This is a genomic window from Alteromonas sp. 5E99-2 (assembly GCF_017368475.1).
Taxonomy (GTDB): Bacteria; Pseudomonadota; Gammaproteobacteria; order Enterobacterales; family Alteromonadaceae; genus Alteromonas_F.
In genome coordinates this window covers 70,039-82,690 of record NZ_JAFNJE010000010.1, presented here as the reverse complement: position 1 = coordinate 82,690, position 12,652 = coordinate 70,039, and the positions used below count along the sequence as shown (strand labels likewise).

The following is a 12,652-nucleotide window of genomic DNA, read 5'->3' as shown; positions in this document are numbered from 1 at the left end:
AAGAGAAATAGAATTATGAAATCAATTAAAAAATTATTCACAAGTGCGTCTTTAGCGTTGGCTTTATTATTTTCTGTAAATGCAAATGCAGTTTTAATTACCCAAGATATCGTTGTAGACGGCGACGTGTTTGGTGAAGTCGCTTTTGAAGTTAGTAATAGCGCGCTTAATTCAGGTGCTATTATCGATACTTTTTTTGATGGGCAACCAGCGTTTGCAGGTATATCGTTTTTTGGGGTGGATACAGATGCATTGTTTAGCTTTGATGCTGTTCTAGATACAAGTAATATTAGTGCAGGTTTAGAGTTTTTATCATTTGATTCATTGAATGGCTCTTTGATTTTCCAGCTTGTTGTTGATACGTTTTCTGGTTCTGGCTTTTTGGATGTATTTGATGCAAATAATGATTTAATCTTCTTTAGTAGCGATGTCACTTTAGGCAGCGTAAATGTTAGCGAGCCAGGAATGGCCGTTTTATTGGTAATGTTACTTGCTGGTGTTTTCGCAGCTCGCAGAAAATAATCCTTTCATAAAAATACATGTGAAAAATGTATGACCTTAACCCCGTGTAACTTCGGTTATGCGGGGTTTTTTGTATCTTACTTAATTACTTTCTTTCTTTCTTCTTTCCTTCCCTTCCCTTAGCTTTGCGAGGGCTGTATTGTACTGATTGAGCCGATAAGATTGGCTAATTAATTAAAATTCAATTTATATACGATTGCACAACTAATATTGGGCGGTTTTGCGAGGAATATAATGAAACAACCTATATCATCAAATTTAATTAAAGCAGGTATTACAACTACGGCGTTAGTCATTACGTTGTCAGCATGCAGTAATGAAAAAAGTACAGAAGATGTAAGTCAAAGTGAGGCGGATAACAAAATTAGTACGCCTGCTACGAAAATGGTTAGTGAAGAAAAATCTGAAGTTACACGCATTGTTACTGACCAAGTGGCTGAACTTACATCTGAATCTGATGCCATTATTGAAAAAGTGGCAGGGCAGGTAGACGATTTAAAAAATGACTTTTCTAATCAAGTGGAAGTACCTGAACCAGTAACAGAAGTTACACAAACCGTGGGTGAAAAAGTAGAAAGTGCTAGTGAAAAAACCGTTGAAATAACGGAATCGGTAAACACTGTAATAGAACAACAGTCTGAAGTTAGTAACAGCGCTTCTGAACCAACCTTGAAAGACAGTGTGGAAAACGAGATAGTTGATAACTCTACAGTAGATGAATTAGCCGCAGACGTGGTTATTGAGCCTAAGGTTGAAATATTTTCTCCTCGAAGTGGTAGTTGGACAAAAAAATCAAAAAAAATTCAAGGGCAGTGGCGTATTGAAAAACGAGATGGAGACGCCTATTTAATCTTAGGTGATGACTTTAAAACGAGTAAAGCTCCTGATTTAAAATTTGTTTTAAGTAACCAGACAGTCAGTGATGTGGCAAATAAAAATGCTATGCAAAATGCACTATTTGTAGCTGATTTGAAATCGCCAAAAGGTGCTCAAGAATATAAACTTCCCGAAAATTTCAGCGACTATACAACGTTATTACTGCACTGTGAAAAATACACTAAGTTATGGGGCGCAGCGAATATCCAGTAGTTAACATTAATCTCAGTATAAATAGCGGTGCAATTTTTTGTGCTGCTGTAATTTTATAATTTTGCCATTATGGTACTTAGTTGAAAATGACAAATACTGCTTTATCCCGTTGGCTGCTAAATAAGGAATGACAAAAATATTGAATGGGATAAAAAGCACGAGTTCTAATGAGGTTAACGAATCCGACTTTATTGCGTAAAGGAAGAATGTAATAGAGATAGCGCTTAAGAAAAGTAAAAAAGTAACTCTGAATATATTCATAATAAGCCTGCATATAATGAGAAAAATTGTTTCTTCTCTGAATTTATAGACTTATCTTATACCTACTAGTTCAATGAAACCTTCTGCTAGTCTTCTTTCTTTAAGTGTTTGTTTTTTATATATTTTAAATTTATTTAAAGAAGCGAAGAAAGAATGTAACTTCGCTTCTTTAGATACTTCTGGTTACTAATCTGGAACTTTTCTCAATACAGGGTCCGGACTTATGTAAGGTTTTGTTAGATCGCTTTCTTTTACAACAACGAGTTGAAACGATATTTCATCGAAGTTTAATTTTGTATCGGTCATTATCAAAGTTTTTCTATTTGATGATGTGGTAATAACTAAGTCTTTTGCATGCTTGTGCTTATCGATAATGGGAGATGCGAAAATAAAGTCATTGCAGTTATCTACTAATGTGTAGCAAATAGCTGAATGTAGTGCAGTGATGTCTGCATTTCCATTACATGCGTCGCCTTTGTCATTGATGTAAGTGAAAATAGGGTTTCCTCCTATTAACTCTACGACTACTCGAATATGAACTTGAGGAGGTAAAACTTGAGTTGGCATTGATTTTTTAGGCATATATTTCCCTTTTAAAACTCATTAAAAAATTGGTTCAGCTACAATTCCCATAGTGCGTAATATAGCGATTTCATTTGATACTCGTTTGAGTTGGTTCGTACACTGGTGAGCTTGAACATAATGTATCAAATAATCAAAACTATTACTTTTTGCGACTAAAGGGGTTAAATAAGCTATCGCTTCTTCACATTTGCCTTGAGCGTTCAAAGTGTTATTTGAATAGGCTTCTTGGCTCGCCGTTAATAAGAGTAGTTGGGAATATGCTAATCTGTAAAGTCCAGACCAATTAATTTTATTATTTTTATTAATAGTAGTTTGAGATTTTTGTATAAACAGCATACTCAAATCCCATTTATTGTTACTTTGGTAGAACTCTATAATTTCATTAATAAGCAAGGGAGGAATAGCGTTACTCTGGTTGATAAAATCAATACCTTGCTCGGTTTCAGTTCTTGCCCGAGAGAGCTGTTGAGTTTGATTTTCTGATAGAAATTGAATTATGTTGAATAGAAGAATTTGAATACGCATTTTATGCTGTTGCCAAACCACATTGTCAGGGTCTTGCCCTAGCGCGTTATTAAAATAGGCTTTTGCTTTTTCTATATTTTCATATGCTTGAATATAGTTATTAGTTGTATAAAGTATTCTTGCTTGGTGCCAGTGAGCATATCCTAGTGATATTATTATATTCACGTCATTACTGTTGAAGGCTAGAACTGCATCTAATTCGATTTGATTTTGTTTGTGAATTTCCAGTGTCTTTGCTAGGTTTCCAAGGTGCTTTTGGCTATCTGCTATCCATGTGAGAAAGTCAGTTTTTACTAGCTGTAAGTGTGTATTATTCGGCCTTTTAGTTTGTACTTTTGTAGTTATCTCAAGTGCTAATTCAAAAGATTGTAATGCGTAAACATAATCTTGACGAGAAGCCGCTACTGAGCCCAAAGCTGAATGGGAGTATGCTACTTCCATTTGTACATCAAGGTCGTTAGGTGCAAGTTCAAGCATGGCTTGGCTGAGGAGCAAGTACTCTTCGAAGGCCGTTTGAGCTTCAACTGACTGTCCGCTATCAAATGCAAGTTGCCCTCTCCAAAATGCATTAAGGCCTTTTAACTGCAATAACTCTAGGTTACTTTTATCCTCCACAAGTAGTGTATTTAAAATGGACTCCGCAGATAAAAATGCCTGCTCGGCTTCGTTATTTGTACCACGAGAATAAGCAACCTCTCCCATGGCTTGCAACGTCTGAGCATGTTGAAACTGAGACCGTTGTGTTATTTTGTTATCGGTAAAGGAAAAAAGGGTGTTATTGGGCTGAGATTCTTGCGTGCTAAAATACTCTAACGCTTTATTACTTATCCCATCAAGCAAGTCCATGCGCTGTACACTACGCAATTTGTCAGCAAATTCCCCAACCATAAAGCCTAATAAGTTTTCTGCTTCCAGTCGTTTTTCTTGTGCCAATTGTTCAGATTGCTGGCCCTTGTAGCTCATGAAAGCGGAAGTAAACGTCAGTAAACAAAGTAGGGTAACTACGCCTTGTCTGGTCCAGCGCCTGAATTTTGCTCGCTTTTGAGAGAATTTAATAAGTTTAAGTTCGTTTGGATCTAATGTAAGCGCAGCATCGCTTTTGAGGCTGAGTGCTTCAAGTAAGGGCTTACCGCTAGCCAATAAGTAGGCACTATTGTGTTTTTCTTGTACCCAACGTTTTGAGGCTTCTTGCAGCCGGCTTTTGATTATTAAACTCTCACGATGCGCTTTTATCCATTCACTTGCTCTTGGCCAACGTCTTAATAAAGCTTCATGAGTTACACTAAAACAAGGTTCATTGTTTTGTAAGTGAGAGACAAATAATCGGCTATCGATCATTGCTTGTACAAAATCATATTGAGTCGTTTTTGACAATTGCGACCATCGTGCCGCTCGACTAGTGATTGTTTGACCGTCGGAGTTAAGAGTGACGAGTAGGGAGAGTATGTAGCTGAATTCTTGCTGATGACTCTCTGGTAATTGTTGGTGTATTTCTTCGGCTTTTTTCCCTACGGCACCTTCTATGCCACCAAGTGAACGGTAAACGGTAGCCTGTAACTCGTTGTTTTCGCTGCGTTGCAAGTACAACTCTTGAAGCGTATATTGCAGCATAGGCAGTGAATCTGGATTATTACTCGCTTCGGTTGCTAGTATTTCATCTAAATATAAGCCCGTTTTTTCATCTTTTGTCCAAGTTAAGTTGGCTGCACTGGCGGGGAGCCGTATTATTTGAGAAAGGGCTGAATAAGTCGGCGCTGCTAAATCAAAATGTGCGCCGCTTGCTTTGTCCGCCATTAAGCTTTGGTGAGTTACAACTAAAGGATAGAAATCATTACGGCATGCACTAAATACGATAACGCACTCAGCTGTTGCCAATTTTTCAATTAACAATAGTAGGTTCGCTTTTTCCTCTGAACTGAATACAGGCGAGGAAAGCAAAATTTCTAATCTATCTAGAAAAAGAAACAAGTGCACTTTTACAGTGAGTGCCGGATTGAAGGCGTTTTCACAGACGGTTTGAAGATGGGAAATAATTGTATCAGGTTTAGTTTGCAGGTCATTGGCAAGTTTATCAGCACTAAGACCATCGAAGACAGGGATTCCGTCAATGTCCCAGTCTAGTAACGTACCTGCAAGGTCTAATAAAAGTCTTCCATCTGAAATGTCTGCAAAGTCTAAACTCGTATAGCTAACTACTCTAATACCATCATAGCCTTGGCTTGATTGTAGTTTAGGGAGCACTCCGGCGCTGACTATAGACGATTTACCTGTTCCACTTGGCCCCAAAATCAAACAAAACGTGCGCTTACGCCGAACTTGCTTTGATATCTGCCGAAGTAATGTAGCAACTTGTTCGTTACGGCCAAAAAACACATGAGAGTCAGATGCATTAAATGCACTAAGTCCAACAAAAGGTGAGCCCCCAGTCCATTCTGTGCTAGATGCTTCCTCTGTATCTTCCAGTGGAAATGCTACCTCGGCTATCACTCGGTAGCCACGTTTACGAATTGTTTCTATAAAAGACGGGGTTGATGCTTTATCACCCAATGCCTTGCGCAGTTGTGTAATGACTTTGTGAACAGGATTGTCACCGATTTCAGCGTTGCCCCAGCACTCAGCTACTATCTCATCTGAACTTAAAACGTCTCCTTGGCGAAGACACAATAGAATGAGAACGTTCATTGCTTTGGGCTCTATAGTTTTAACTATATCGCCTAAACGCAATGTATTGGTTGCCGGTGTTACTTGCCATTTATCTATATAGAATGGATGTTGAATCAAAAGCACTGTCTTATTGTTAATACGCAGAGTCTGCGAAACGTAAATATGTTATCTAATACACCATATTCATAGCGATAGATAAAGGATTAAACCGTAAAAAATACGGTGTGGTTGTCATAGATCACAGTTGAATATTCCAATCAGTATTAAGTGTACTTAGGCCGACATTACCGCTGACCTTAATTGGTTTCGCCCATTTTCTTTGGCAATATAAAGTTGATTATCGGCCATTTTCACTACATTGGTTAATTTCTGATTAGGGGAGGGAACTGTGGTTGCAGCTCCCATACTAAAGTTAATTTCGAAACCTATCGGTAATCCGCTGATGTTATCTTTATTTAACTTTGCGCTGATTCGTTCAAAAATTGTTGGTAAAACAGTTTCATTCGTATCAGTAATCACCAGCATCCATTCTTCTCCACCATAACGACCAAAATAATCTTGCTTTCTTAGCACTTCTTTACATGCTCGCCCAAAGGCTTTCAAAACATTGTCGCCTACATCATGGCCAAATTCATCGTTAATACGCTTAAAGTAATCAAGGTCAATTATGGCTATTGTTAAAGGTTGTTGGGTTTGTAGGGCCTTGTCATAAGCACGTTGCGAAAATTCAATTACAGCCCGGCGGTTAGGTTGGTTTGTTAGCGGGTCGCTTAATGATATTTTGGCAAAATGCTTGCGCATCTTTACTTGTTTAAACAATGAGAATGCGATAACGATTAAACACAAGGCAAAAGCCAACGAAACAGATATCCAAGTGATATTTTGAGTTTCTTTTCGTTGAATTTTTTTTACGTTAAGCTGATTTTGTAATGTTAGTTCCCTGTTTTGATTTTCTTTAATTTGAGTATCAAACTCAACTCGATAACGGGTGACTAAACGTTTTTGTTGAATTTCGTGAATATCTTCTTGTAGTGATAACGCATCTAAAAAGAGCATGTTAAGGTTATCTATATCGCCTTTTGCATGAGCTAGCTCCGCCTCTAGTAAACGTAACGAAAGCTTCTGAGTAGGCGACTTAAATTGCTTAGCGAGCGTAATTGCTTTGTCTAATTCAAGTTGAGCTCGGTCTAAATTTCCAAGCTGAATATAAGATTTTACTTTCCCTTTGAATGCAGAGTACGAGTGGAAAATATCGTTTTCTTCTATAAAAGCAGGTAAAGTCTCATTAAATAAGGCTAACGCCAATACCCACTCTTCCTTTTGAAGTGCAATTTCACCTAATTCTTGCTTGCTCCAAACAATTCCTATTGCATCATCGATTTCCTCACTTATTGTCATAGATTGTTGGAAATAATGCGTTGCGGTGTCAGGCTGTTTATTAGCTGAATAGGCTCTTCCAATATTAAAAAGCACCACAGACTGATTAAATTTATTACCTCTTTCTTTGTAGAGCCCAAGAGCTTCTTCAAAATATTCAAGTGCTTTTGTTATTTCACCAACTTCGGTGTGAACTTCCCCAAGTGCAGATAAAATTCCGGGTACGGCAATATTTTTTCTACTTCCTTCAACTGCAATAAACAAAGAGTAAGCCCGTTTAAAATACTCAATGGCTAGAGGTAGTTCATTGTTGTCAAAGTAACTGTAACCAATAGCTTTGTATATGTAGCCCAAGGTTTCAAATTCACTCCCATTCTCTTTTTCGATTATTCGGGCATATCTTAATAATTCAGATCGACTTTCCTCCAATTTATCTAAGAACCCTCGAGTCGAATAAAATTTCAATTCAGCTCTAACAACACGAGATTTCTCAATAGCGGTTAATTCATCATAACGAACCTGCTTTATTTCATTGACTAATGCTATTGCCTCGTTGATGAGTTCAAGATGTAGCATCAATTCAATTTTGAGTATTTTTGATGTAATTAGAGCCTGTCGCCACTGCTTACTTTGGCTTAACGTGATTAGAGAATTCAGTGACTCTATTTTTTGCTGATGAGTAAGGTCAGTCTCAGTTTCTAGCGCATTAACTTTATCGATTACTTGGCGTTCAGTATAGGTGTCTTTACTATACGATTTGGAACAAAAAAAAAGTGAAAATAGCAGGAATAGCAAGGCCAGCACCAGTTTTGACGCTGGTGAAATAGGGTGTTGAACATAACATTGAGGCAAGTTTTTCTGCCTTAGTGCTTCCATGATAATGATAACGCTCTGTTACTTAAAAGAAAGAGTTGGATTTGTGTATGACAATTCTAGTCTGTCATTAAAGTTTTGCATGTTTTTGATACAAATAATAGTAACTCACATTTTCTAATTTTGGAGGTCATACTCCTGAAAGCTGAATTATTTGCCTTGAAGTATTAAGATATAAAATAACAGATAGGCCCACTAGTTTAGTGCTCTCCCGTTTTAAGCGTACCTCAATGGCTGTAACTGACCGTTAAGTTTGCATATTGTTAATAAACCAGAAGCGTTAAATTGGTAATGTCATCAATTTGAACGTGTTATATTAGATAAAGTTAACAGACTTTGAGTTGTCAGAGAAATACATTGTCAGAAGATAAAAACCAGATACAGACAGATGAAAAAATACAAGCTAATACCCGTCAGGACAATGCAGAATACGTAGGTCCTCAAGCGAAAAAAATTACGGCTGCTAACCAATGGGTGATGATAGGATTTCGGATATTTAAGAGAGATGCTGGAGCCTGGGTTATAACTGCGTTGTTGTGGCTTGTGATTTCAATTGGGTTACAACTCGTGCCTTTGTTGGGTTTTATTGCTGCTACGTTACTTTTTTATGTTTGGCAGGGCGGGATCATGAAGGGATGCCAAGCGGTTTACGAAGGTAAGCCATTTGATGTTCATTATTTGTTTGCGGCTTTTAAGGATAATTTAAAACCGCTAATACAACTTTCACTTTTATATGCTGTGATAAGTTCTTTAGTGATGTTTGCATTTTTGGGTGATACATACACAGAAATAGTGAACGGAGATGAAGCTCTATCTAACCCCAACCTTGTTGTAACTCAACTTTTATTAGGGATGTGCTTCGCTCTATTGCTGTTAACGCCATTGTTTATGGCAGTGTGGTTTGCTCCGGCCTTAATTGTTTTTCACAATATGCCGGTACTCACTGCTATGAAAGAGAGCTTTGTAGGCTGCTTTAAAAATACATTGCCTTTTTTACTTTTTGGATTTTGGCTTGTTGCCTTATATCTAATTGTAATGCTGAGCTTTGGTTTAGCCGTTTTTGTGGCGATACCTATTACTTTTGCGTCTAGTTACGCAGCGTACAGAGAGATATTTTTAGCCGAGGTGGATGAGTAAGAAAACGAGCAAGTGGATCTGTTCCACTTGCTGTTATTCTAATTTTTATAAGTTATTGTTCATTGATTTCACCCAAATGCTTCGTTAAGAAAAGGTCTAATTCTTTAAAAAACAATGAACGGTTGCCTTGAATTGAAAGATGGTGATCACCTTGTTCAAGCTCAACGTATTTGAAGTCTTTGTTGCTGCTTTTTAATTTTTTAGCAAAACGTCTAGATTGCCTAACTTTTACGGCAATATCGTCGCTACCATGCATGATAAGTAACGGTGTGATTATTTTGTCTACTCCATTAATAGGAGAGCGGGATTTTACATCACTGCTTTTTTCACCAATTTGCACATCGGCTATTTTCTCTCCACCTACCCAACGACTTTCCGCTTTTTTCAATAAATTTAAATCGCTTACTCCTGCAAAACTGACTGCGCATGTATATAAATCGGGTGTTTTTACTGTTGCCATCATAGCGGCATAACCGCCATAGGAAGCGCCGAAAATACAAATACGGTTTTTATCTGCAATACCCTCGTCAAATAAATACTGTAAACCATCCGTGAGGTCATCTTGCATTTCTAAACCCCAACGTCCGTATTGTGCTGAAGAAAATTCGTATCCAAAACCACTTGAACCTCTAAAGTTGGGGCGTAAGACCGCATAACCTTTATTCACCATATAGGATACCCATGAATCAAATCCACGATAATCTCTTACACCGGGGCCACCATGAGGGTGAATTACCGTCGGGTAGGGAGCGGAACCTTTTGAGGGTAAAGTGAGATAGGCTTCAATTTCTAATCCATCTCTTGTTCTGTATGTGATTTTTTTATGCTTTGGTAAATCGAGCTTTTCAGCTTCTGGATAGGTAGCTAATAGACCCTGCAACTGATTTTTTTGTCTGTCACCAAGGTAATAAAATGGAGGTGAGTTGTCTGACTGACTTTTCATAATGTACATTTGTTCGTCGTCGCTAAAACTCACCAGAGAATTGTAGTGTTCAGGTATGGATTTTTCGAGTTTACGATGGAATTCATAGTGCGTGTTATCGAAGTAAAAGCGCGCAAACGGTGAGTGTGAATCTCTTATCCCTATGACGTCGTTAGTAGCTTTCGATACAATAAGAGAACCGGAAACGTCGTATTTTTCATGTTTGAGTAACAGGGTGGATTTGCGCGTTGTCATATCCATTTTATACAAGGCGTTGAAATTGCCATCGTACTTGGTGTAGTACAACTCGTTAGGGTTTGCGTCGAACCCTAGAACCCTAATGGGCTTGTCTGTTAAGTTATTGTATTCAAACAAACGTGTGAAACGTTCATCTTCATTATCGCGGTACCAATAGACAATTTTTTCATTGTCGTAGTCTCTAGCATAACCCACTCTTACTTTTGCTTGTCGGTCTGCTATCCAGTGCCTGATTTTTGTACGTTCTTTAACAACCCGTATTTGTTTACCTGTTTTAATATTCACACGGTACACATCAGGACGTTGGGGCCAATCTAAATCAGCCTGCATGAGTATATATTTCGGGTTATCAGGTAACCAATGTACAACTTCATCTCGAAATTGAGGTGAGTAATCTGGGTTCGAGGTTCGGAACATTTCTACTTTTTTTATCTTTTTAGCGGTCGTGTCAATTGAGTACAATCGACTTTGGTAAAAGCGATGCCCATTCGGCCGTTTAGATTCGTATCGAACACTAACCATTAATATTTCTTCGGTTTTCCAATGAACCCAGTTAATTTTCACTCGTTTATTGTCTGAGTTTAATAACGCACGCATTTTTTGAGTTTTTAGGTTAAAAACTTTCAAAATAGCAGCTTCATGGGCAACACTGTTTTCAACAAATGCAATTTGTGTTGCCTTTGGTGATAACTCTATATCTTGATTAGCAGGTAGTCTGCTAAATGGGGAGTAATCTGCTTCAGAGCCGAAAACGGCACTAGCAAAAAAAAATAAAACTGAGGTTAAGAAAATATGCTTGAGCATAATACGTCCTTGTAAAACGGCTTGTTACTACGTTATTAGGTTACAGTATCCGAAGTTACTTATGCCTTCAAATCGAACATATACTAGGAGACAAAGCCTCTAGGTAAATCGTTCTTGTAAATAGTGAATAATGTCAGAAGACTCATATAACCATTCAACATTACCTTCTTTTTCAATACGAAGACAGGGGGTTTTAACTCTGCCTCCACCCTCAAGTAGTTCAGCCCTGTATGCAGAACCTTCTGCAACACTTCGTGTTTCAATGGGTAGATTTAACTTATACATAGCCCTGCGTGTTTTAATACAGAAGGGACATGCGAAAAATTGATAAAGAGATAATGACGAGAGTTCATTGTTTATTTGTTGTTGCTCTTCCTGTGGGCGCTTTAGCTTAGTTCCTCGGGTAACATAATCAATACATGCAATAACAAAACCTAATAGGTTTCGTATTAGTTTAACGAATAATTTCATACTGGGTACTCACTCAAGCTTCACGTCAAAAAATAGGACGAATCGATAGGCTATTTTAAACCTAAAGTGAACGATATTTAAGGGGAAATAGGGTGAAATTGTTAACAATATTATCAAGCGTATTTTTTAGTAGTAATTATCCATCAAATTCAATGCTATACGCCTGATTTTTATATCTGTATCTTTGTTGTCAGCAATTGATTCAATGACTTGCTGTAAATTTGAATCAGACTCCCATCCGCTTCTGTTTTCTTCGTTAGTCGTGTCTTTTTCAAGGACAGAAGCAATAACAGTTAAGCCAAACTCTTTGCTTTGATCTGAGTAACTATAAGCTGCATTCAGTACATCGCGATAGATATGTGAAGGGGAGGGCGCAATCGCTGCTTTTGCTAGAAGTGCGTTACCTGTAATATGAGGCGAATGATCACCATGGATAATTTCCGTCAACCCAGACATCAGATTTAGCTTGTTATTTTTCCCTTGGGCTTGCTGAGTTAAATTGATGGCTCTGATGAGTATTTCAGAATCAGTTTCTTCATTTAATATACGTGTAAAACTTGCTAAGTCAGCATTGTCTTGCTTGATGATGTTTGTCATCAATTCTAATGCAACGAGCTTTTCGTGCTTATTATTGGAATCAAACAACGCATTGGCTAAATATTCTTGTTGCTCATGGGATAAGTTAATTTTTATTTTTTCGGCTACTAAGCTTCTTTGGATATTGTCGATATCGTCATCATTTTCGAAACCTAAACTGATTAAAATAGCCAGTTTTTCCGGTGAATGCATTAGATTTTCGATAATAATTAAAGGGGTGTTTCCGATGTATTCAAGTTGTTTAGAAGTAAGGGGAGTTCCTAGGTGCAAAGCGTTTAATACATCTTCACAGGCTTCAATACAGTTGTTTTTTTGTGTTTGATTTAATGAACTTTTTTCTTGTTTTATAGACTCTTTATTTGCATTAGCTATGTCTGTTGTTTCGCTATTTGATGATGGAATTGAGCGGCTTTGTTCGACGTTATCGCTCGCTAAGTTATCTGTATTAATCGCGGTATCTTGAGAATTAACCACAAACAAAACAAAGACTATGACAGCAAGAAATAAGACGAAGACTATTTTCATTTCACTACCTTTTATATCTTAAAAGAAGAGGCCATTAGGCCT

Annotated in this window: 9 protein-coding genes; 3 read left to right on the top strand and 6 right to left on the bottom strand. The window is 37.6% G+C overall.

Annotated features, from left to right (window positions below; all coding sequences use genetic code 11):
• Positions 1–15 precede the first annotated feature (15 nt).
• On the top strand, positions 16–522 hold the full coding sequence (locus J3L16_RS11440) for a hypothetical protein (RefSeq protein ID WP_207613116.1): 507 nt from the start codon (positions 16–18) through the stop codon (positions 520–522).
• A gap of 234 nt (positions 523–756) precedes the next feature.
• Complete coding sequence (locus J3L16_RS11435) at positions 757–1,611, top strand: DM13 domain-containing protein (RefSeq protein WP_207613115.1); 855 nt, start codon at positions 757–759, stop codon at positions 1,609–1,611.
• Between the two features lie 447 nt (positions 1,612–2,058).
• On the opposite strand, the gene J3L16_RS11430 is transcribed toward J3L16_RS11435, so the two are convergent.
• From J3L16_RS11430 to J3L16_RS11420, 3 genes are all read right to left on the bottom strand, one after another.
• Positions 2,059–2,454, bottom strand: a complete 396-nt coding sequence (locus J3L16_RS11430; RefSeq protein ID WP_207613114.1) for a DP-EP family protein — start codon at positions 2,452–2,454, stop codon at positions 2,059–2,061.
• A gap of 21 nt (positions 2,455–2,475) precedes the next feature.
• Positions 2,476–5,769: a winged helix-turn-helix domain-containing protein gene (locus tag J3L16_RS11425; RefSeq protein WP_347564661.1), complete on the bottom strand. Its 3,294-nt coding sequence runs from the start codon at positions 5,767–5,769 to the stop codon at positions 2,476–2,478.
• A gap of 150 nt (positions 5,770–5,919) precedes the next feature.
• Positions 5,920–7,899 (bottom strand): diguanylate cyclase, encoded by a 1,980-nt coding sequence (locus J3L16_RS11420; protein WP_207613113.1) that lies wholly within the window; start codon positions 7,897–7,899, stop codon positions 5,920–5,922.
• A gap of 354 nt (positions 7,900–8,253) precedes the next feature.
• Between J3L16_RS11420 and J3L16_RS11415 the strand changes: the two genes are divergently transcribed.
• Positions 8,254–9,033: a BPSS1780 family membrane protein gene (locus J3L16_RS11415; RefSeq protein WP_207613112.1), complete on the top strand. Its 780-nt coding sequence runs from the start codon at positions 8,254–8,256 to the stop codon at positions 9,031–9,033.
• A 52-nt stretch (positions 9,034–9,085) separates the two neighbouring features.
• Here the strand turns inward: J3L16_RS11415 and J3L16_RS11410 are convergent, their stop codons facing one another.
• The 3 genes from J3L16_RS11410 to J3L16_RS11400 form a co-directional block, all read right to left on the bottom strand.
• Positions 9,086–11,017, bottom strand: a complete 1,932-nt coding sequence (locus J3L16_RS11410; RefSeq protein ID WP_207613111.1) for a prolyl oligopeptidase family serine peptidase — start codon at positions 11,015–11,017, stop codon at positions 9,086–9,088.
• A 99-nt stretch (positions 11,018–11,116) separates the two neighbouring features.
• Positions 11,117–11,488: a glutathione S-transferase N-terminal domain-containing protein gene (locus tag J3L16_RS11405; protein WP_207613110.1), complete on the bottom strand. Its 372-nt coding sequence runs from the start codon at positions 11,486–11,488 to the stop codon at positions 11,117–11,119.
• A 126-nt stretch (positions 11,489–11,614) separates the two neighbouring features.
• Positions 11,615–12,610, bottom strand: a complete 996-nt coding sequence (locus tag J3L16_RS11400) for a hypothetical protein (RefSeq protein ID WP_207613109.1) — start codon at positions 12,608–12,610, stop codon at positions 11,615–11,617.
• Positions 12,611–12,652: the final 42 nt, after the last annotated feature.

What these genes read in the sequence shown, in the direction of transcription:
- J3L16_RS11430 (WP_207613114.1), bottom strand. Translation starts at nt 2,454, where the DNA reads ATGCCTAAAAAATCAATGCCAACTCAAGTTTTACCTCCTCAAGTTCAT.
- J3L16_RS11405 (WP_207613110.1), bottom strand. Translation starts at nt 11,488, where the DNA reads ATGAAATTATTCGTTAAACTAATACGAAACCTATTAGGTTTTGTTATT.
- J3L16_RS11410 (WP_207613111.1), bottom strand. Translation starts at nt 11,017, where the DNA reads ATGCTCAAGCATATTTTCTTAACCTCAGTTTTATTTTTTTTTGCTAGT.
- J3L16_RS11435 (WP_207613115.1), top strand. Translation starts at nt 757, where the DNA reads ATGAAACAACCTATATCATCAAATTTAATTAAAGCAGGTATTACAACT.
- J3L16_RS11400 (WP_207613109.1), bottom strand. Translation starts at nt 12,610, where the DNA reads ATGAAAATAGTCTTCGTCTTATTTCTTGCTGTCATAGTCTTTGTTTTG.
- J3L16_RS11440 (WP_207613116.1), top strand. Translation starts at nt 16, where the DNA reads ATGAAATCAATTAAAAAATTATTCACAAGTGCGTCTTTAGCGTTGGCT.
- J3L16_RS11420 (WP_207613113.1), bottom strand. Translation starts at nt 7,899, where the DNA reads ATGGAAGCACTAAGGCAGAAAAACTTGCCTCAATGTTATGTTCAACAC.